The organism is Microbacterium paraoxydans (assembly GCF_020524545.1).
Classification (GTDB): domain Bacteria; phylum Actinomycetota; class Actinomycetes; order Actinomycetales; family Microbacteriaceae; genus Microbacterium; species Microbacterium paraoxydans_C.
The window spans coordinates 401,031-421,082 of record NZ_JAIVLG010000004.1 but is presented as its reverse complement, the minus strand read 5'-3'; the positions used below and the strand labels follow the sequence as shown (position 1 = coordinate 421,082).

At 68.2% G+C, this 20,052-nt stretch carries 18 protein-coding genes; 2 read left to right on the top strand and 16 right to left on the bottom strand.

The annotated features are described in order from the left end of the window. Positions 1-33: 33 nt before the first annotated feature. The 14 genes from LC041_RS11160 to LC041_RS11095 form a co-directional block, all read right to left on the bottom strand. Entirely contained in the window at positions 34-2,994 is a 2,961-nt protein-coding gene (locus LC041_RS11160; RefSeq protein ID WP_226533158.1) for a DEAD/DEAH box helicase, read from the bottom strand. Positions 2,995-3,041: 47 nt separating this feature from the next. Beyond that, a complete protein-coding gene (gene nusB, locus LC041_RS11155; protein WP_226533157.1) occupies positions 3,042-3,452 on the bottom strand; it encodes a transcription antitermination factor NusB in 411 nt (136 codons plus the stop codon). 3 nt (positions 3,453-3,455) lie between these two features. Next, on the bottom strand, positions 3,456-4,016 hold the full coding sequence (efp, locus tag LC041_RS11150) for an elongation factor P (protein WP_226533156.1): 561 nt from the start codon (positions 4,014-4,016) through the stop codon (positions 3,456-3,458). Between the two features lie 55 nt (positions 4,017-4,071). Further along, positions 4,072-4,509: a type II 3-dehydroquinate dehydratase gene (locus tag LC041_RS11145; protein ID WP_226533155.1), complete on the bottom strand. Its 438-nt coding sequence runs from the start codon at positions 4,507-4,509 to the stop codon at positions 4,072-4,074. Beyond that, entirely contained in the window at positions 4,506-5,594 is a 1,089-nt protein-coding gene (gene aroB, locus LC041_RS11140; RefSeq protein WP_226533154.1) for a 3-dehydroquinate synthase, read from the bottom strand. Before aroB ends, LC041_RS11145 begins: the two co-directional genes overlap by 4 nt. After that, positions 5,591-6,112, bottom strand: coding sequence for a shikimate kinase (locus tag LC041_RS11135; protein ID WP_226533153.1), 522 nt, complete (start codon positions 6,110-6,112; stop codon positions 5,591-5,593). Before LC041_RS11135 ends, aroB begins: the two co-directional genes overlap by 4 nt. Then, positions 6,096-7,325 (bottom strand): chorismate synthase, encoded by a 1,230-nt coding sequence (gene aroC, locus LC041_RS11130; protein WP_226533152.1) that lies wholly within the window; start codon positions 7,323-7,325, stop codon positions 6,096-6,098. The genes LC041_RS11135 and aroC overlap by 17 nt, the downstream gene beginning before the upstream one ends. 57 nt (positions 7,326-7,382) lie before the next feature. Beyond that, positions 7,383-8,195 carry a shikimate dehydrogenase family protein gene (locus tag LC041_RS11125; RefSeq protein WP_226533151.1) on the bottom strand — a complete coding sequence of 271 codons (813 nt, stop codon included), beginning with the start codon at positions 8,193-8,195 and terminating at the stop codon, positions 7,383-7,385. A 4-nt stretch (positions 8,196-8,199) separates the two neighbouring features. Beyond that, complete coding sequence (gene mltG, locus LC041_RS11120) at positions 8,200-9,696, bottom strand: endolytic transglycosylase MltG (RefSeq protein ID WP_226533150.1); 1,497 nt, start codon at positions 9,694-9,696, stop codon at positions 8,200-8,202. Between the two features lie 2 nt (positions 9,697-9,698). Next, positions 9,699-10,172: a Holliday junction resolvase RuvX gene (gene ruvX / locus LC041_RS11115; RefSeq protein ID WP_226533149.1), complete on the bottom strand. Its 474-nt coding sequence runs from the start codon at positions 10,170-10,172 to the stop codon at positions 9,699-9,701. Continuing rightward, positions 10,169-12,829 carry an alanine--tRNA ligase gene (gene alaS / locus LC041_RS11110; protein ID WP_226533148.1) on the bottom strand — a complete coding sequence of 887 codons (2,661 nt, stop codon included), beginning with the start codon at positions 12,827-12,829 and terminating at the stop codon, positions 10,169-10,171. Before alaS ends, ruvX begins: the two co-directional genes overlap by 4 nt. Before the next feature lie 55 nt (positions 12,830-12,884). Then, the gene (locus tag LC041_RS11105; RefSeq protein ID WP_017202147.1) at positions 12,885-13,073 is read right to left on the bottom strand and encodes a hypothetical protein; all 189 of its coding nucleotides are present in this window, start codon (positions 13,071-13,073) and stop codon (positions 12,885-12,887) included. 111 nt (positions 13,074-13,184) lie between these two features. Continuing rightward, positions 13,185-13,814 (bottom strand): 30S ribosomal protein S4, encoded by a 630-nt coding sequence (rpsD, locus tag LC041_RS11100; protein ID WP_047519497.1) that lies wholly within the window; start codon positions 13,812-13,814, stop codon positions 13,185-13,187. A gap of 180 nt (positions 13,815-13,994) precedes the next feature. After that, on the bottom strand, positions 13,995-15,395 hold the full coding sequence (locus LC041_RS11095; protein WP_226533147.1) for a replication-associated recombination protein A: 1,401 nt from the start codon (positions 15,393-15,395) through the stop codon (positions 13,995-13,997). 103 nt (positions 15,396-15,498) lie between these two features. Between LC041_RS11095 and LC041_RS11090 the strand changes: the two genes are divergently transcribed. Beyond that, on the top strand, positions 15,499-15,801 hold the full coding sequence (locus LC041_RS11090; protein ID WP_226533146.1) for a hypothetical protein: 303 nt from the start codon (positions 15,499-15,501) through the stop codon (positions 15,799-15,801). A 40-nt stretch (positions 15,802-15,841) separates the two neighbouring features. On the opposite strand, the gene LC041_RS17370 is transcribed toward LC041_RS11090, so the two are convergent. Together LC041_RS17370 and LC041_RS11080 are read right to left on the bottom strand one after the other, a co-directional pair. Further along, on the bottom strand, positions 15,842-16,552 hold the full coding sequence (locus LC041_RS17370; protein ID WP_226533145.1) for a winged helix-turn-helix domain-containing protein: 711 nt from the start codon (positions 16,550-16,552) through the stop codon (positions 15,842-15,844). A gap of 47 nt (positions 16,553-16,599) precedes the next feature. After that, positions 16,600-18,465: an FAD-dependent oxidoreductase gene (locus LC041_RS11080; protein ID WP_226533144.1), complete on the bottom strand. Its 1,866-nt coding sequence runs from the start codon at positions 18,463-18,465 to the stop codon at positions 16,600-16,602. A 217-nt stretch (positions 18,466-18,682) separates the two neighbouring features. On the opposite strand from LC041_RS11080, the gene LC041_RS11075 reads away from it, so the two are divergent. Beyond that, positions 18,683-20,035 carry a DUF349 domain-containing protein gene (locus LC041_RS11075; protein ID WP_226533143.1) on the top strand — a complete coding sequence of 451 codons (1,353 nt, stop codon included), beginning with the start codon at positions 18,683-18,685 and terminating at the stop codon, positions 20,033-20,035. Positions 20,036-20,052 lie beyond the last annotated feature (17 nt).

Sequence of the window (20,052 nt, the reverse complement as noted above, 5' to 3'; positions counted from 1 at the left end):
TGCGGCCGGTCGACCGAGCCGGGAGTATTCATCTCATCCCTCGAACAAGCCGCGGATGTCGTCGGCGGTCAGCGATTGCGCGAACAGCGCCTCTTCATCGAGGACGGCGGTGAACAATCGGGCCTTCCGGCGCTGCAGTTCGAGCACCTTCTCTTCGATGGTCCCGGTGGAGATCATCCGGTAGACGAACACCTGACGGTCCTGTCCGATGCGGTGCGTGCGGTCGATCGCCTGTGCCTCCGCGGCGGGGTTCCACCATGGGTCGAGAAGGAACACGTAGTCGGCCTCGGTCAGTGTGAGGCCGAATCCCCCGGCCTTCAAGCTGATCAGGAACACCGGCTGCTCCCCGGCGGTGAAACCGTCGACCACCTTCTGGCGATGCCTGGTCGTTCCGTCGAGATGGGCGTACGGGATTCCCGCGGCCTCCAGCCGGGCTGCGGCCAGATCGAGGAAGGACGTGAACTGACTGAACACCAGGGCACGGTGCCCCTCGGCCTGGAGCTCGATCACCCGCTCGAGGAGGACGTCCAGCTTGCGCGAGCCGATCTTCGCGTCTTCCGGGTCGATGAGACCCGGAGCGAGGCTGAGCATGCGCATCAAGGTGAGCGAGCGGAACACGATGAAGCGGTTGCGATCGAGGTCTTCGAGCAGGCCCAGCACCTTCTGCCGTTCCCGCTGCAGTACCGTCTCGTACAGAGCACGGTGGGACGCACCGAGCTCGACCTCGAGGATCTGCTCCTGCTTCGCCGGGAGTTCCGGAGCGACGATCTCCTTCGTCCGCCGCAGCATCAACGGGCGTAGCCGTCGCCGCAACTGCACGAGGCGTCGTTGCCGATACTCACCGCCCTCCTCGTTCTCCGGCACCTTTCCCCGCTCGATCGGCTGGATGTACTGCTCGCGGAACTTCCGTGCGGACGGGAAGAGTCCGGGCGCCGTGAGCTTCAGCAGTGCCCACAGCTCACTGAGGCTGTTCTCCATCGGGGTTCCGGTGACGGCGAAGGTCACATCGGCGGAGAAGGAGGCGACGGCGCGGTGCAGTTTCGTCGCCGGGTTCTTGACGAACTGCGCTTCGTCGAGGATGAGCCCCGCCCAGTCGACAGCCGCGTACTCGGCTTCATCGAGCCGCGCCACGGCATAGGTCGTGATCACGAGGTCGGTCTCGTCGAGGAGGTCGGCCATCGCCGGACCCTGTGTGCTCGTCCGGAGCAGTACTCGAAGAGAGGGCGTGAATCGAGCGGCCTCGCTCCGCCAGGTGGCCAGCACGGATGTCGGCACGACGACAAGGAACGGGCGACGCTCCCCCGTCTCCCTGGCGTGTGCGACGAGTGCGAGGAGCTGGAGCGTCTTGCCGAGGCCCATGTCGTCGGCGAGAATTCCGCCCAGGCGGTGGTTCCAGAGGAATGCGAGCCAGTCCAGTCCCTCCTTCTGGTACGGCCGGAGTGCAGCAGACAGCCCCGATGGCACCGGAGCAGAAGGGACGGAGGAGGCGCGACGGAGCGCATCTGCGGTGGCACGCCAGGAGACAGCGGGGAGCGCCTCGTCCGCGAGGTCCTCGAACTCCTCCCAGAGGTCCGTCTGATACCGGCTGATCCGAGGGCCGGTCTCCCACTCGTCCAGGGCTCCCGCTTCCTCGATGAGCTCCCGCAGGTGATCGAGGGCTCGATGGTTCAGCGCGAAGTAACTGCCATCGACGAGGAGGAGCTTCTTCCGCCCGGTGCTCAGCGCCGTGAACAGCGGTTCGAATGGAATCGTGCGTCCATCGATCTTGACCAGCACGCCGAGGTCGAACCAGTCCGGATCCGTGCTCTCGACGGTCGACACGGTGATCTCCGGCTCACCCGTCAGCTCCTGGTAGCTCTTGCGCCGGCCCGACACCACGACCGTGACGCCTTCGGCCTCGAGAGCAGGAACGACCCGTGTGACGAACTCGGCTGCCGCGACGTCGTGGAACGAGCCCGACGCCGAGAGGTCCTCCCCCAGCTGCTCCGTCCAGACGCTCTGAATCGCGTCGCGATGCAGCGCCTCCGCCGCAGGGTCACGAACCCCATGGTCGCTCGCGGCGAACGGAACCTGTCCGAATCCGCGATACTCCCACGCGAAGGCGTACGAGACCGTGTCACCACGGCGGAACGACAGTTCCAGCACGGCGCGAGGTGCGGGGAGCTCGGGCAGCTCGACGCCGCCCGCCGCACGCACGGCGACCCGACGCCCGAGCAGCGGGTACGCATGCTCGAAGAACGCCGCTTCCTCGCCCGCCGGAACCTCGAGACCTTCTGCGGCGCCGACGAGAGCGTGGACGGGATCGCTGAGCGATAACTCGGCGAGTGTCACGTGCAGGCGCGCGCCCCGCTGCACGACCTCATACACCCCGCTGCGACCGATCGTCCGGACGGCCAGGGGGTCGACCCCGCGTCCGTCGATCGTGAGGTCGGGGCGGACCACCAGCCCTCCCTCGACCTCACGTCCGATCGTCGCCCCGATCGAAGCGCGCTCGGCCAGAGCGACACTCGTGCTCTTCTGCGTGGCGACGAGAGGTATCCCGAGGTCCGCGGCCGCTCGCAGGTGCCCCCACAGCAGGCCGGAATCGATAAGATCAGCGACCAACCAATCACCGGCGGTACCCGACAAGAGAGTGTCCCGTGCGATGCTCAACAAATCGGCGAACCACCGGGATCGATTCCGTCCGTACTGCGAGGACGAACGCCGAACCGCGTCCCAGGTCGCGGCTCCGTGCACCCAGGCGTCCGTCGCGGCGCTCCGCTCGAGCGGCCGGATCCCGAGGAGGATCTCTCCCGTGCCCTTCGCCACGTCGCGCGGGGTCGCCGAGCGCTGCGGGCGCGAGGCCCAGGGATTCGCGCCACGTCCATCGCGCACGCGCAACTCGACACCGAGCGCGAGCGACGTCTTCGCGTCGTCACGGGAAGCTCCGAGCATCGCGCGCCAGTCGGCAGACGACGGGCCCCCGGATCGGGACGGTTCGGACGGAAGAGCCATGCGTCCATCCTCTCCGCCACCGCCGACAGTCGGGCGCGTCGGACGGTTCAGGCCGCGCGGGCCACCCGCGCGAGGACGCCGTGCACGAAGGCACCGGATTCGTCGGTGGAGAACTCTTTCGCGAGTTCGACCGCTTCATCGATCGCGACAGCCGTCGGCACCTCGTCGTTGTACAGGATCTCCCACACGGCGATCCGGAGCAGGGCTCGATCGACGGCGGGCATGCGCTCCAGCTTCCAATCCCGACTGTGCGTCGTGATCTGCTCGTCGATCTCGCCACGAGTGTCGATGATGCCGTCGACGATCTCGCGCGCATAGAGCCACGAGGCTTCGCGCGCGGGCTCACTCGCGGCGCGCTTCGCCTCGGCGGCCAGCGTCACCGCCAGGTCATCCCCGCGCACATCGGAGGAGAAGAGGATGTCGAGAGCGCGCTTGCGCGCCTTCGTCCGGGCGCTCACGCCTTACTTCTCGCGGCCGAGGTAGTCACCCGTGCGGGTGTCGACCTTGACCTTGGTGCCGGTCTCGACGAACAGCGGCACCTGGATCTCGTAGCCGGTCTCGAGCGTGGCGGGCTTGGTGCCGGCCGACGAGCGGTCGCCCTGCAGGCCCGGCTCCGTGTACGTGATCTCGAGGATCACGGACGCCGGGAGGTCGAGGTACAGCGGGTTGCCGTTGTTCAGGGCGATCGTGACGTTCTGGTTCTCGAGAAGGAAGTTCTTCGCATCGCCCACGGTGGCGGCCCCGACGGTGATCTGGTCGAAATCGCTCTGGTCCATGAAGACGTAGCCGTCCCCGTCGGTGTACAGGTAGGTGTAGTCACGGCGGTCGACGTTCTCGATCTCGATCTTGGCGCCCGCGTTGTACGTGCGGTCCACGACCTTGCCGGAGACGACGTTCTTGAGCTTGGTGCGCACGAAGGCGCCGCCCTTGCCGGGCTTCACATGCTGGAACTCGATGACGCTCCAGAGCTGCCCGTCGATGCTGAGGACGACGCCGTTCTTGATGTCTGCGGTAGATGCCATGCGCTGCGAGTTCCGTTCGTGTGTCTGCGGGGTCGGACGAGACCGACAGTCGATTCTACGGGATGAGTGCGGTGAGCTGCCGCACAGCGTCCGCGTACCCGTCGACGCCCCGGCCTGAAACGCGCACGGCCGCCACATCTTCCAGGTAGGAGTGGTGACGGAAGTCCTCACGCTGGAGGATGTCGGAGATGTGCACCTCCGCGAACGGCAGCGCCACTCCGGTGAGCGCATCGCGGAGCACCACGGACGTGTGCGTGAGTCCGCCGGGATTGATCACGATCCCGGCGCAGTCCTCCCGTGCCGCATGGATGGCGTCGATCAGCACGCCCTCATGGTTGCTCTGCAACGCCCGGATCTCGAATCCGGCCGCGGCAGCGGCGTCGGCGGCGATCCGCTCCACGTCTGCGAGTGTGGCTGTGCCGTACACGTCGGGCTCACGGGTACCGAGAAGATTCAGGTTCGGTCCGTTGAGCAAGAGGATCCGGCGGCTCATTCCCCGACCTCCTGATAGGCGGCGAACAGCAAAGACTCATCCGGCGCCTGCAGGACGGTGGGCTTCGCGAGATCGTCGAGGAGGATGAAGCGCAGCATCCCTCCCCGGCTCTTCTTGTCGCGCTGCATCGTGGCGAGCAACTGCGGCCACGCACCCGCGCGGTACGACGTCGGAAGGCCGAGTGATTCCAAGATGGAACGATGCCGTTCGGCCGCAGAGTCGGACAGACGCCCCGCGAGGCGCGAGAGCTCTGCGGCGTAGAGCATCCCGACCGAGATCGCCGCACCATGCCGCCAGCGGTACCGTTCCGCATGCTCGATCGCGTGTCCGAGCGTGTGTCCGTAGTTGAGGATCTCGCGGAGTCCGGCCTCGCGGAAGTCATCCGAGACGACCTTCGCCTTCATGTCGATCGCCAGTTCGACCGCGCGACGGAACTCCTCGGATGTCGTGTCAACGGCGCGGAGCGGATCGGCCTCGATGATGTCCAGGATCTCCGGAGCCCAGATGAACCCGGCCTTGACGACCTCGGCGAATCCGGCGGTCGCCTCGTTGGCACTGAGGCTGGCGAGTTCATCGAGGTCACCCACCACGGCACTCGGCGCCCAGAACGCACCCACGAGGTTCTTGCCCTCGGCCGTGTTCACGCCGGTCTTGCCGCCGACGGACGCATCGACGAGTCCCAGCACCGTGGTCGGCACCTGGATCAGCTGCACGCCACGCAGCCAGGTCGCGGCGACGAACCCGGCGAGGTCCGTCACCGCTCCCCCACCGTATCCGATGACCGCATCGCTACGGGTGAAGTCCGCCTGTCCCATGACCTGCCAGCAGAAGGCGGCGACCTCGATGCGCTTGCCCTGCTCCGCATCCGGGATCTCCGCGAGCAGTACCTCACGCGGTCCGTCAGCGGCGTCGGCGAGGAGCCGGTCGCGCAGCTCAGCCGCGCGGGTCGCGAGCGTCGGCGGGTGCACCACCAGGACTTTGCGGACGCCCGGCGCGAGCGCGGCGGAGACCCGATCGAGGATCCCGCGTCCGATCGTGATGTCGTACGCGTCGTTTCCCGTCACGCTGATGGTCGTCGTACTCATCGCTGTTCTCTCCTCCATGCCACGATGTCGTCCGCGATCTTCTGCATCGGACGACGCGAGGTGTCGAAGGTGGTCGAGGCGACCTCGGCGTACCACCCCCGGCGTTCCTCGAAGATCTTCTTCCAGCGCTCCACCGGATCCTCGTCCCCTGCCAGGAGGGGACGGCTGCTGCCGCGGAGTCTGTCCGCCACCGCGCTCGCATTCACCGTCAGGAAGACGACCGGATGCGCCTTCAGGAGATCTCGGGTGGCCGCCTGCGTGACCGCTCCGCCACCGAGGGAGATCACACCGCCTTCGGCGAGGGCCTCGGCAACCGCGGCGCGTTCGAGCTCCCGGAAGTGCGCTTCTCCGTACTCGGCGAAGATGGCGGGGATCGGTCCGTGTTCCGCCACGATGCGCTTGTCCGTATCGAGGAAGGCGACACCGAGCCTCCGAGCGACGCGGCGTCCGACGCTGGTCTTGCCGGCGGCCATCGGCCCCACCAGCACCAGCGTGAGCGGCTCAGTCGCGCTCGTCATGCGCGATGAGCGCCGCCTCGGACGCCGGTGTCGTGCGCAGTCCCGCCGGGATGCCGTCGAGGTACGCCTCGAGGTTGCGACGGGTCTCGCGGATGCTGTCGCCACCGAACTTCTCCAGCACGGCGTTCGCGAGCTCGACGGCGACCATGGCCTCGGCGACCACTCCGGCTGCGGGCACGGCGCACACGTCGGAGCGCTGGTGGTGAGCGGTGGCGTCGTCACCCGTGGCGGTGTCGATCGTGCGCAGAGCATGCGGGACCGTCGCGATCGGCTTCATCCCGGCGCGGACGCGTAACACGGTCCCGGTGGACATGCCGCCTTCCGTGCCTCCGGCTCTGTCCGAGCCGCGAGTGATGCCGTCCGCGGTGGCGAAGAGCTCGTCGTGCGCGGCCGAGCCTCGGCGGCGCGTGGTCTCGAAGCCGTCGCCGACCTCGACGCCCTTGATCGCCTGGATGCTCATGAGCGCCTGAGCGAGACGCGCGTCGAGCCGGCGGTCCCAGTGCACGTGCGAGCCGAGTCCCGGAGGAAGCCCGTATGCGAGCACCTCGACGATACCGCCGAGCGTGTCACCGTCCTTCTTCGCGTCATCGACCTCGGCCACCATCAGCGCGGAGGTCGCGGCGTCGAAGCACCGCAGCGGATCGGCGTCGAGCGCCTCGACATCGTCGGGCGTGGGGAGCGGAGACCCCTCGGGCACCCGCACGGGCCCGATCGACAGGGTGTGACTGACGAGGCGGATGCCGAGCTCACCGAGGAACGATCGGGCGATCGCCCCGAGCGCGACACGCGCAGCCGTCTCCCGAGCACTCGCTCGTTCGAGGATCGGACGCGCCTCGTCGAAGTCGTACTTCTGCATGCCCACGAGGTCCGCGTGCCCTGGACGTGGACGGGTGAGGGGCGCGCTGCGCCCACGGGACTTGTCGGTGAGCGCCACGGGCTCGGGGTTCATGACCTCGATCCACTTCGGCCACTCGGTGTTGCCGATGCGCAGAGCGATCGGGCTGCCCAGGCTCTTGCCGTGCCGCACGCCGCCGGAGATGGTCAGTGCGTCCTGCTCGAACTTCATGCGCGAGCCACGGCCATAGCCCAGCTTGCGACGAGCGAGATCGGACTGGATGGCTTCGGAGGACACCGGGACGCCGGAGGGCAGGCCCTCCATGACGGCGATGAGTTCTGGGCCGTGCGATTCGCCGGCTGTGAGCACGCGGAGCATTGCTCCAGTCTCCCACGGGTTGGCCCCCTCGCCGCGCCGCGTTTCGACGCGGCCCGCTCAGAGCGCGGCGCGCATGGCTGCGACGACGGCCGCCTCGTCCTCGAGCGGGATCACGGGGTCACCGTGCACGAAGATCCGGATCTGCCGCACGGCCTGATGGAGCAGCATCCCGAGCCCGGAGACCACCGGCGCCTCCCCCCAGGCGGAGCCCAGCGCGGATGGCCAGGGCGCGTAGGCGGCATCGAACAGCGCTCCCCCATCGGCGGCGAGCGAAGATGACGTCTGCGCCGGCAGCACGGTGCCGCTGGGCAGGGTGGCTATGGTGAGTTCCACGGACGAGGAGGACTCTTCCAGCGGGTGCGCCTGCACATCGAGACCGATTCGAGCACCGAGTGCGATCAGCGCCGCGGCCTTGTCGGGGCGCCGCGCATGCACCGAGACATCCGTCGCGCCGATCTCGGCCGAGGCGACCAGTGCAGAGGCCGCCGTCGCTCCCGCGCCGAGGATCCGCACGCGGGAGACTTCAGTGATGCCGGACTCGCGCAGCGCATCGACGATGCCGCCCACATCCGTGTTGAACCCTTTGATGTCGGCCCCCAGCAACAGGGTGTTGACGGCCCCTGTGAGTTCGGCGTGCCGATCCACGCTCGTCGCAGCGCGAAAGGCGGCCTCTTTCAGCGGCATGGTCAGGGAGAGGCCGCGCCACGTGCCGTCGAGGCGATCGAGGGCCGCCCCGAAAGCGTCTGAGGTGACTTGACGACGCCCGTACTCCCAGTCGAGACCGAGCACACGGTAGGCGGCAGCGTGCAGCTCGGGAGACTTGGAGTGCGCGATCGGGTCGCCCCAGACCGCGAGACGAGTGCGCGTCACCGGGTCAGCACCCGGCATCCGGGTTCGCGCGGCACCATTCGCGCCACTTCTCGATCCCCTGCTCATGCTCGGCCATCGTCTCGGAGAACTGCGTCTCCCCCGTGCTGAGGTTGATCGTGACGAAGTAGAGCCATGGGCCGTCGACGGGGTTCATCGCCGCCAGGATCGCGGCGTCGCTCGGATTCGCGATCGGCGTCACGGGGAGCCCCTCGTGCACGTACGTGTTCCAGGGGTTGTCGTCTTCCAGCGCCTCCTTGGAGCTCGACACGACGCCCTCGTGCAGCGAGCCGTAGCCGTACTGCGCAGTCGAGTCCATCTGCAGCTTCATGTCGATGTCGAGACGGTTCTGGATCACCCGCGACACCTTCGCGAAGTCATCGAGCCGACCTTCTCGCTGGATGATCGAGGCGATCGTCAGCACGCGCTCCTCATCGCCGGCCGGGACGCCCGCAGAGGTCAGCGACTCCCTGGTGCGGTCGACCATCCGCTGGATCACCTGCGTGGCCGTCACCCCGGGATCGAACTCGTACACCGCGGGGAACAGCCAGCCTTCCAGGCTCTGCGCCCCGACACCGTAGGCGGACGGATCTGCGACGGCCGCTTCGAAGTCGGCGAGCGGGATGCCCAGTGTCTCGGCCATGGTCGGCAACGACGACGCGATGGTCCCGCCTTCCGTCAGCCCCACCGCGTTCGCGACCCGGTTGTCCTCGTTCCGGAGAGCCTCGAGCGCCGCCTCCGCTGTCATCTTCTTCTGCAGCGTGTACACACCCGGGTAGAACGTGACCGCGATGTTCTCGTCGACGAGGTAGTCGTAGAACACGTCCTCCGTCTTCGTGACGCCGGCTTCGAACAGCGCGGTGGACACGGGCGCGCCTGTGTCGCCCTGCTTGATCGTGACCGTCGCCTCGCCGGTCGCCATCCCGGGCTCCCAGTCCTTCGGCTCACCCCAGCCCATGGCGTCACTGATCTTCTCGCCATAGGTGTTCGCCACCCAGACGCCGGCAGCGGCGATACCGCCAAGGATTGCCAGCCCGATGATCAGGGCGATCAGGCATCCCTTTCGGCGCTTCTTCCTCGGCGCCGCTTCGACGTGATCGTCATGGGGCACGAAGAGGTCGTCCAGCCCGCCGCCGAGCGCAGGCTCTGGCGTCGCCGCGGCACCGGACGACGACTCGATCCGGGGCACGACCCGCGTGGGGGTGTCTGCGGCATCTGCCGAGGCACGGACCGGAGTCGGCGATGGCAGCCCACCTGCGGCGGCGACGGCGTCGTCCGCAGAGGCACGAACCGGCACGGGCGAAGCCTCGGTCGGCGTATCAGCTCCGCGTACGGCGCGCGACTCCCCCGCAGCCGCCGCTCTCGCCGCCCGACGCGACCCCGGAACGGGCGCGCTGTTGTCGACCGTGGGAATCTGCGCGGTCGGCTCTGGCAGGTTCTCGAAGAGATCCCCCAGGCGGGAATCTGCGTCGTGCCGCGGCGTTTCGTTGTCGCGTTCGGACATCGTCAGGCGTGCTCCTCGTCAGGCGAGATGATGGCACCGGCCGGGTTTCCGGTGCTCTTCTCCATGTCGATCGCCTGCTGCAGAAGCACCACGGCGGCGACCTGATCCACAATGCTACGAGACTTCTTCTGGGATCTCCCGGAACTGCGCAATGCGGCATGCGCCGTCACGGTGCTCAACCGCTCATCCACCAGCCTCACCGGAGTGCCGCTGCGGCGGTGGAGTTCCGCCGCGAACTCCCGCGCGTCCGTGGTCGACGGGGTATCCGTGCCCTGCAGGTTCACCGGCAGGCCGACCACGAACTCCAACAGGTCGTAGTCGCTCGCGATCTGAAGGATTCTGGCGATCGAGGCCTCGTCGCGGGGCACCGTCTCCACGGGGACGGCAAGCATGCCGTCGGGGTCGCAGCGCGCGACACCGACCCGCGCGCGCCCCACGTCGATGCCGAGCCGTACGCCGCGGCGGAAAGTGCTCACGCGCCGCGCAACTCCTGAGCGATGGCCTCGAGCGCCGCGGGCAGAGCCGCCGCGTCTGCGCCGCCGCCTTGTGCGACATCGTCGCGCCCACCGCCACCACCGCCGAGCACGCCGGCCGCGCGCTTCGCGAGCGCACCGGCCTTGGCTCCCGCCGAGCGCGCCGCGTCGTTCGTCGCGACGACCACGACCGGCCGGCCGCCCACGACGGCGCCGAGGGCCACCACAGCGGCGTCCGAGCCGAGTCGATCGCGCACGCCGTTGACGAGGTCTCGCACGTCATCCGCCGATGCGACCTCACCCAGGCTCTGCGCGGCCAGTCGGAACGCGCCGACGCGCGTCGCGGCGTCGACGATGGCTGGCACCTGCCCGGCCCGCTCCTTCGCCTCGAACTGGGCGATGCGCTTCTCCGCGGCCTTGAGGCTGGCGGCGAGATCGGCGATCCGCTCCGGCAGCTGCTCACGCGGCGTCTTGAGGGAACTCGTCAACTGCGACACGATCGCCCGCTCAGCGGCGAGTTCACGGAACGCGTCGGCACCGACGAGCGCTTCGATACGACGGTTGGAGGCACCGACCGAGGACTCCCCGACCAGACTGACCAGCCCGATCTCGGCACTGGTGCTCACGTGCGTCCCGGCGCAGAGCTCGCGGGACCAGGGCCCACCGATGTCGACCATGCGCACGACGTCACCGTACTTCTCGCCGAACAGCGCCATGGCCCCGGCTTCCTTCGCCTCATCGAGCGAGACGATGCGCGTGGTCACCTCCAGGGCGTCCTGCACCGCGCGGTTGGTGATCTCCTCGATCTCGCTGCGTGTGTCGGTCGAGAGCGCCTGCGACCAGGCGAAGTCGAATCGCATGTAGCCGGCGCGGTTCAAGGATCCGGCCTGCGTCGCCGTCGGACCGAGGGTGTCCCGGAGAGCAGCGTGCACGAGGTGAGTGGCAGAGTGTGCCTGGCGAGCTGCACGGCGGTTCGCCGCGTCCACCACCGACGTCGCGACGTCGTCGACCGCCACGCTTCCGCGCGTGACCTCGACGGTGTGGCTGATGAGTCCGGGAACCGGCTTCTGCACGTCGAGCACTTCGAGCGCGTAGCCCGGGCCCACGATCGTGCCCTTGTCAGCCACCTGACCCCCGGACTCGGCGTACAGCGTCGTCTCGGCGAGCACGACTTCCGCGATCTGTCCCTCGGATGCGCTGCGCACCGGCATGCCGTCGACGAGGAGACCGAGCACCCGGGACTCGACCTCGAGTGCGGTGTATCCGTCGAAGCCGGTCTCTCCCAGGGCACGCAGCTCTCGGTAGACCGATACGTCGGCGAGCTGACGCTTGCGGTTGCGGGCGTCGTCCTTGGCTCGCTGACGTTGCTCCTGCATGAGCGAGTCGAAAGCGGTGCGGTCGACGTCCAGTCCGGCTTCCTCGGCGACTTCGAGGGTGAGGTCGATCGGGAACCCGTACGTGTCGTGGAGCAGGAACGCCTCGGAACCGCTGAGCGTCTTCCCGCCGCCCTTCCTCGTCTCGTCGAGGGCGAGATCGAGGATCGTGGAGCCGGCCACAAGGGTCCGGCGGAACGTCTCCTCTTCCGCGAACGCCGATGCCGAGAGCACCGGCCAGTCCTTCTCGAGCACCGGATACGCGGACTTCATCGCGTCGCGCGAGGCGGCGAACAGTTCCGGGAACACGGGCTCGTCGACGCCGAGCAGCCGCATGGCGCGGACTGTGCGACGCATCAACCGGCGGAGGATGTACCCGCGGCCCTCGTTCGATGGACGCACGCCGTCGGAGAGGAGCATGAGGGAAGAGCGCACGTGGTCGGCGACGACACGGAATCGCACGTCGTCCTCGTGCTGGGCACCGTAGGCGCGGCCCGAGAGCTCGATCGCACGGTCGAGCACCGGACGCACCTGGTCGGACTCGTACATGTTGTCGACGCCCTGCTTGAGGAAGGCGACGCGCTCGAGTCCCATCCCGGTGTCGATGTTCTTCATCGGCAGCTCGCCGACGATGTCGAACTCCGTCTTGCTGCGGATGTTCTCGATGAAGTCCTGCATGAACACGAGGTTCCAGATCTCCAGGAACCGTGAGTCGTCGACGGCGGGGCCACCGTCCTTCCCGTACGCCGGGCCACGGTCGAAGAAGATCTCCGAATCGGGACCGCCGGGTCCGGGCTGTCCCGTGTTCCAGTAGTTGTCCGCTCGCCCGAGACGCTGGATGCGCTCCGGCTTGAGACCGATGATGTCGCGCCAGATGGCCTCGGCCTCGTCGTCCGTCTCGTAGACGGTGACCCACAGATCCTTCTCGTCGAAGCCGAGACCGCCATCAGACTCGGAACTCGTCAGCAGCTCCCAGGCGTAGCGGATCGCGCCTTCCTTGAAGTAGTCCCCGAACGACCAGTTGCCCAGCATCTGAAAGAACGTGCCGTGACGGGCGGTCCGGCCGACCTCTTCGATGTCGTTGGTGCGGATGCACTTCTGCACGTCGGCGATCCGCGGATGCGGCGCGGGAACGACGCCCGTGAGATACGGGATCATCGGCACCATGCCGGCGACCGTGAACAGCAGCGACGGGTCGTCGCTGACGAGCGAGGCCGAGGGGACGATGAGGTGGTCGTTCTTCTCGAAGTAGTCGAGGTAACGCTGCGCGATCTCCGCAGTTTTCATAGAGTGCCGGGTGTCCTTGCGTGAAGATGCCGCGCCGGGGCGCTGCTGCGGTGGTTCAGTTGTCGCCCGGCTCCGTGAGCCGTGCCTCCTGCTCGCGGTAGGCGTCGCCGAGGATCGCGGTGAATCCGTTGATCCTGGCGTCGACCTCGGCGAGGATGTCGTGACCACGCGGGTCCTTGTTCATGAAGTGAGCCGCGACGAAGCCGCCGATCACACCGATCAGGAACCACAGCACGTTCTTCATGTCGCCATCCTTGCCTTTGACCCGCGAAGGCGCGGTGTCACCATCGTATGCGGAAACGACAGGAGGCGTCGGGAATCCCGACGCCTCCTGCCCGATTGCTCTTTCGCTGGATCAGCGAGCTGCGTAGTACTCGACGACGAGCTGCACTTCACAGGTCACGGGGACCTCGGCACGCTTCGGACGACGGACAAGACGCGACTGGAGCTTGTCGAGCTCGACCTCGAGGTAGCCGGGAACGGGGGGCAGGACCTCGGCGTGACCGCCGGCTGCTGCCACCTGGAAGGGCTCGGTGCCCTCGCTCTTGGCCTTGACGTGGATGAGCTGACCCGGCTTCACGCGGAAGGACGGGCGGTCGACGAGCTGGCCGTCGACGAGGATGTGACGGTGCACGACGAGCTGGCGAGCCTGTGCGGTGGTGCGGGCGAAGCCCGAACGCAGCACCAGAGCGTCGAGACGCATCTCGAGGAGCTCGACCAGGTTCTCACCGGTCAGGCCGTCGTGGCGACGGGCCTCGTTGAACGTGTTGCGCATCTGCTTCTCGCGGATGCCGTACTGCTCGCGAAGACGCTGCTTCTCACGCAGACGGACGGCGTAGTCGCTGTCTGCCTTGCGCTTGGTGCGGCCGTGCTCGCCGGGAGCGTAGGGACGCTTCTCGAGGTAGCGGGCGGCCTTCGGGGTGAGCGGGATACCGAGGGCACGGCTCAGACGAACCTTGCGACGATCCTGGGACTTCGTGGTCACGAAGCTTTCCTTCCGATGACGTGGTCGCGTCTTTCACGACTCACGGACGTATCGTCCGCGTTCTGCCTTGGAGCGCACGCCGGGGCGCCAGCAAGGTGGGGTGTGAACGAGGAGATGCCCGAAAACTCGGTTTCGAGCCGATCAAGTCTAACAGATCGCGGTTTGGCCCTGCGTGAGGGCTCAGCGGTCGCCGAGGATGCGGCGGATGCGCTCGAGCCGTGCGGCGATGTCGCGCTCGGCACCGAGGTTCTTCGGCTCGTAGTAGTGCTTGCCGTCGAGCTCATCGGGCAGGTACTGCTGCGGCACCACCCCGTAGTCGCTGTCATGGGAGTACACGTACCCCTTGCCGTGTCCGAGTCGCTTCGCTCCCGGGTAGTGGGCATCGCGCAGGTGCAGCGGCACCCGACCGAACCCGCCGGAGCGGATGTCGGCGATGGCCGCGTCGATGCCCACATAGGCCGCGTTGGATTTCGCCGTGGTCGCGAGGTACACCGTCGCCTCCGCGAGCGGGATGCGCCCCTCCGGCATGCCGATGAACGCGACCGCATCCGCCGCCGCGACCGCGATGCCGAGCGCCTGGGGATCGGCGAGGCCGACATCCTCCGACGCCGAGATGACAAGACGTCGGGCGATGAACCGAGGGTCCTCCCCCGCCTCGATCATGCGTGCGAGGTAGTGGAGTGCGGCATCGGGGTCGGAACCTCTGATCGACTTGATGAACGCACTGATGACGTCGTAGTGCTCGTCGCCTTGACGGTCGTATCGCAGCAGAGCCTTGTCGACGGCCTGCGCGATGTGGTCGGCGGTGATCTCCACAGCACTCGACGACGCATGCGTGGCTGCTGCCTCGTCGCCGGTCTCACCCTCGTCGCCGGTCTCACCCACGTCGACGGTGTCGGTCGCGTGCGAGACGGCGACCGCTGCGCCTGCTTCGAGACCGGTGAGGGCGCGCCTGGCGTCGCCCGACGCGAGGCGGATCAAGGCCGCACGCGCCTCGGGGCTCAAGACCACCGCGCCGTTCAGCCCCCGCGGGTCGGTCACGGCGCGATCGACGAGCAACCCGATGTCCTCGTCGGTGAGGGGCTGGAGCGTGAGCAGCAGGGAACGCGACAACAGCGGCGAGATCACCGAGAACGAGGGGTTCTCGGTCGTCGCCGCGATCAGGATGACCCATCCGTTCTCGACACCGGGAAGCAGCGCGTCTTGCTGGGCCTTGGTGAAGCGATGGATCTCGTCGAGGAAGAGGATCGTCGTCTGCCCGTAGAGATCGCGCTGCGTGATCGCCTCCTGCATCACCTCCCGGACATCCTTCACGCCTGCGGTGATCGCCGAGAGTTCCACGAAGCGGCGTCCTGATGACCGCGCGATCGCCTGAGCGAGGGTGGTCTTACCCGTTCCCGGTGGGCCCCACAGGATCATCGACACGGCGCCCGGTGACGTCGCCTGTGGGTCAGCGAGGGCGACGATGGGGGAACCGGCTCGCAGGAGATGACGCTGCCCCGCGACTTCATCGAGGGAGACCGGGCGCATGCGCACGGCGAGGGGCGTCTGCCCGGAGAGCAGCGCAGCGGGGGACGTCATCCATCCAGGCTACCGGCGGGTCCGGACACTTCGGGCGACCGCAGGCATCCCGGTAGGCTCTCAGGCGACGTCCTGTCCTGACGTCGAGATGGGAGATCCAGGCATGGCCGCACGCGGTTCCAAGAAGGCACAGTCGCGCACGACAGCCGAGCGCGCACGACTGCACGCCGCGCGCACGCAGTGGCACGAGGGCCAGATCCGTCGCCGCGCCCGGGACAACACGATCGCCGCGATCGCCGCGAGCCTCATCGTCGTCGCCGCGATCGGCAGCCAGGTCGTGCATGCTCAGGTCACCGCACCGGAGCCTGAACCCACGCCCGCCCCCACCGTGGAACCGACGACCTCTCCCACGGATGCCCCGTCGGAGACCCCCACGCCGCTTCCCTCGGACAACCCGGCTGAATAGAACGACGGAGAGAAGCCGTCCGGGTTCCGGGATCTGATCGCTACTCGGTGACGGCCAAGCGATAGCCGCGCTTGACGACGGTCTGCACCAGATCGATTCCGTCGAGCGACTCGCGAAGACGCGCCACCGCGACCTCCACCGCTCGGCCACTGCGCTGCCCGCCCGGGAGGACTCTGCCGATCTCCGCGCGCGAGAGCACCCGACCCCCGGCGAGAAACAGCGCCTCGATGACGCCCGTGGCCCCGCGGGACAACGGGATGAAACGTTCGTCGACCACGACACCTCCGCTTCGCACCTCGAGGCGGCCGGCGTCAGTGACCAATGCGGTCTTCCCGCTGTCGTAGTGCGCAACGACACCCCGGGCGAGTACTGCGGCGCTCGATCCCTCGGTGTGCATCACGGCGAGGCCGGCGAGGCGCAGGCGCTCCGCATCCTCCTCGTGGAGTGCCCCCAGGAGCAAACGACCTGAATCCGACCGCCGACGGATGGCCTCGAGCGCTCCGATGCTCTCGGCCGTCTCGAGCCAGGGAGCTGTGGGGGCGAGGAACAGCACGGCGTCGATCCCGCCCTTCGCTGCACGCTGGACGACGCTCCGCAGCGCGGCGGACGTCCGCGCACCGCTTCGCGGCACAGCGACCCGCCACACCGCAGCCCCCACCTCCGACAGGACCTCGGCGAGACCGTCCGACCGTCCTTCACCGGCGCGCACACCGTCGCGCGGAGGATCCGCGGATCTGGCGTCATCCGACACGATGATCCTGCACCCCGCTAGCGGCGGGCGGCGGCCGCTCACCGGGGTCATGAGGAGGGACTCCCCACTCGACGCAGCGACACTCGGGGGCTCACCTCGCCGGCGCGGGCGTTCCCCGCCTTCCCCCGATGGCCGCTTCCCCGCGCGTCCGATGCGTCTCGCGATTCGCCCAGCCGCGGGAGGTCCTCGGCGACGAGGCCCACCGCGTCTTCGCCGACGCCGGGCACTGACGAGAGTCCTGCCGCGGTGAGACGGGCGAGCACGGGCCCCACATCGTCGGCATGCACGCCTCGCAACTCGATCGTCGCGCCGGTAATGCGCGGTCGCAATCCACAGTGCTCTGCGAGCTCCCCGATCGCCAGCAGCTCAGCCGGGCTGAGCGTGCCGTCAGGCATCACCGGAGCGACGACGTACGTTCCGTCCGCCAGGAGGCCGGTCCTCACCCCCCTCTGCACCCCGAGCTCCCGTGTCTGGTGCAGGAGATCCTGCTGCGCGGCGAACTGCAGGAGCACCCGCGCGATCCCCAGGGTGCAGCGACGGCAGCCTCGTACGAAGCCGTAACGGGAGCGGATCGCCGTGAAGGTCGAGCCTCCGGTTTCGCCCACGGCGGCGAGGAGGTCCTGCGGTCGCACGGCCGTGTGATCGCAGATGTCCCCTGTGTCCGCACCGCCGACCGTCGAGAGCAACCGTGCGGCATGAGCGGGACGCCAGGCTTCTGAGACGAGGGCGCGCAGCGCCGCGTACCCGCTCGTGTCGCCGACGAGGATTCCACCGACCACCGTCCGCCCGTCATCCGAGATCACGAGCTTGCGATAGATCCCGGCCCCCGGATCCTCCTGGGTGACGACTTCGACCGCAGACACCGTCGAGGCCAGCGGATCTCCGAACGTCGCGATGTCGACCCCGCCGAGCGCGACGTTCCCTCCCTCGAGGTCGCGTGGGAATCGTGCATCCCCGCCTCCCACATTCGCTGCTGCGACGTCAGCCGTGGCCCGCACCGCCCCGACGAACCCGGGGCCACGTCCCTCGAGGCGCGCCACCTCGCCGATCGCGAGGATCCCCGGGACCGAGGTCTCACCTCGCTCGTCGACGAGCACGCCGCCTTCCGGGTGCACGGCGAGTCCCGCGTTGCGGGCGAGTTCATCGCGCGCACGCACGCCGACGGTGAGCACGACCACGTCGGCGCGTTGGAACGACCCGTCCTGGAACTCCAGCGAGGCGACCGAGCCGGAATCGCCCGGATCGATTCGAGTCGTGCGGATGCCCGTGCGCACCGATATCCCGCGCTTCAGGAGCGCCGCCTGCACCACTGCTGCGGCACTCCGATCGAGTTGGCGGGGCATCACACGATCCGAGAACTCGATCACCGTGGTGTCGACCCCCATCGCGTTCAACGCCTCGGCGGCCTGAAGGCCATGCAACCCTGCACCGACCACGGTGCCGCGAAGGGGGCGCCCGCGTTGTCGGGACGCCGACTCCACGAACGTCCGGATCGACTCGACGTCTTCGACGGTGCGGTAGCCGAAGCACCCGGGAAGACTCGCGCCCTCCACGGCGATCTTCGCGCCGAAGGAGCCGGTCGCCAGCACGAGAGTGTCGTAGCCGTAGGTGCGCCGTGCCCGGGTCCGCACCGTATGACCCGAAGGATCGATCCGAAGCACCCTGTCGTCCCGGATGAGTCGGACGCGGACGTCGCGGAACACGGAACGATCCAGTTGGATCTCCTCTGCGTCGACGCCCGACAACACCTGCGCGAGCGCCGAGCGATCGTACGGACCACGGTCTTCCTCACCGATCACCGTCACCCGCACCGGAGCATCGGGATCACGGAGGACCTGCTCGACGAATCGATGCGCACCGACACCCGCTCCGACGACCAGGATCTCGCTCGTCGCGGGTGCCGTGCCGTTCATCGTGCTCCTGTCGACCGGAAGACTGTCGTTCTGGTGACGATAGGAGGGTCGTGTTTCCCGAAGATGACGCAGCGTGTTTCCTCCGTCGAACTTTCTGCTCACAGAACGGTAACGACGCGGGGCCTGAAACCGCGGCCTCAACCCCGGAGGCTCTGGCGTACTAGGCTGAGCCTCGTCCTTTCCGCCTCCCGCGGCCCTACCGCGCAAGGAGAATCACGTGTCTGCCACCGAGCCCTCGAAGCCGACTCCCCCCGTCCCCGGACCGCCCGCCGTGCCGATGCCGCGAAAGGCGCCCACGCCGGCGGCTGTCGCCCCCGTCGCCTCCGTGCCTGCCGCATCATCGACCTCCGCCGAATGGGGCCGCGTCGCCGATGACGGCACCGTAGAGGTCCGCGAGGGCGAGAACTGGCGTGTCGTCGGACAGTATCCCGACGGCACACCGGAGGAGGCTCTCGCCTACTTCGTGCGCAAGTTCGACGACATCGCCTTCAAGGTGCACACGCTCGAACAGCGCCACCAGGCCGGAGGCGCATCCGCCGCAGACCTCGTCAAGCAGGCGGGTCATTTGCTCGACGAGGCGACGGATGCCGCCGCCGTCGGCGACCTCGAAGGGCTCCGCGTCCGGCTCAATGCCCTGACCTCCTCACTCTCGGAAGCCACTGAGCAGGAGGCGCAACACGCCAAGGAGCTCGTCGACCAGGCGATCGCCGAACGCACCGCACTGGTCGAGAAGGCCGAGGCGATCGCCGCCCGCGACCTCAGCAAGGTGCAGTGGAAGCAGGTGACCGCCGAGCTCGGAGAGTTGTTCGACGAGTGGCAGGCCCAGCAGCAGAACGGCCCTCGTCTGTCCAAGGGCATCTCGCAGCAGTTGTGGAAGCGTTTCCGAGACGCACGCGCCGTGGTCGACAAGCAGCGCAGGGCCTTCTACTCGGAGCTCGACGATGCGCACAAGATCGCGCGCGACGCGAAGACACGTCTGGTCGAGCGCGCCGAGGCTCTCGCTCCGCGCGGAACGGACGGCATCCCGGCGTACCGTAACCTGCTCGATGAGTGGAAAGCCGCCGGACGCGCGGGGCGCAAGGCGGACGACGCTCTCTGGGCCCGGTTCAAGACCGCAGGCGACGCCCTCTATGCCGCTCGCGCGGAACAGTCCGCCGCCGAGGAAGCGGAGTCCGCGCCGAAGATCGAAGCGCGCGAAGCTCTCCTCGTCGAGGCGAAAGCCGTCGCCGACGAGTCGAACATCAAGCGCGCACGCGCTCTTCTCACGCGCATCCAGCGACAGTGGGACGAGATCGGTCGCATCTTCCCTCGCGAGAAGGAGCGCGCTCTCGACGACAGACTCCGCACCATCGAGCAGGCGCTCAAGGCGCGAGAGGACGTGGACTGGAAGAAGAACAACCCCGAGACCAAGGCTCGCGCGAACGACATGAGCTCACAGCTGCTCGAGGCGATCGAGAAGCTCGAGGCGGAGGTCGCCGCCGCAGAGAAGACCGGCGACAAGAAGGCCGCGAAGGATGCGACGGACGCCCTCGAGGCTCGCCGCGCGTGGCTGAGCGCTCTGGGCGGCTAATCGGTCTCTCCACAGTT

Coding starts and splice junctions, on each gene's coding strand:
- alaS (WP_226533148.1), bottom strand. CDS start 12,829: ATGAAAACTGCGGAGATCGCGCAGCGTTACCTCGACTACTTCGAGAAG.
- LC041_RS11080 (WP_226533144.1), bottom strand. CDS start 18,465: ATGAACGGCACGGCACCCGCGACGAGCGAGATCCTGGTCGTCGGAGCG.
- LC041_RS11095 (WP_226533147.1), bottom strand. CDS start 15,395: ATGACGTCCCCCGCTGCGCTGCTCTCCGGGCAGACGCCCCTCGCCGTG.
- LC041_RS11105 (WP_017202147.1), bottom strand. CDS start 13,073: ATGAAGAACGTGCTGTGGTTCCTGATCGGTGTGATCGGCGGCTTCGTC.
- LC041_RS11135 (WP_226533153.1), bottom strand. CDS start 6,112: ATGACGAGCGCGACTGAGCCGCTCACGCTGGTGCTGGTGGGGCCGATG.
- aroC (WP_226533152.1), bottom strand. CDS start 7,325: ATGCTCCGCGTGCTCACAGCCGGCGAATCGCACGGCCCAGAACTCATC.
- LC041_RS11090 (WP_226533146.1), top strand. CDS start 15,499: ATGGCCGCACGCGGTTCCAAGAAGGCACAGTCGCGCACGACAGCCGAG.
- efp (WP_226533156.1), bottom strand. CDS start 4,016: ATGGCATCTACCGCAGACATCAAGAACGGCGTCGTCCTCAGCATCGAC.
- LC041_RS11160 (WP_226533158.1), bottom strand. CDS start 2,994: ATGGCTCTTCCGTCCGAACCGTCCCGATCCGGGGGCCCGTCGTCTGCC.
- aroB (WP_226533154.1), bottom strand. CDS start 5,594: ATGAGTACGACGACCATCAGCGTGACGGGAAACGACGCGTACGACATC.
- mltG (WP_226533150.1), bottom strand. CDS start 9,696: ATGTCCGAACGCGACAACGAAACGCCGCGGCACGACGCAGATTCCCGC.
- LC041_RS11145 (WP_226533155.1), bottom strand. CDS start 4,509: ATGAGCCGCCGGATCCTCTTGCTCAACGGACCGAACCTGAATCTTCTC.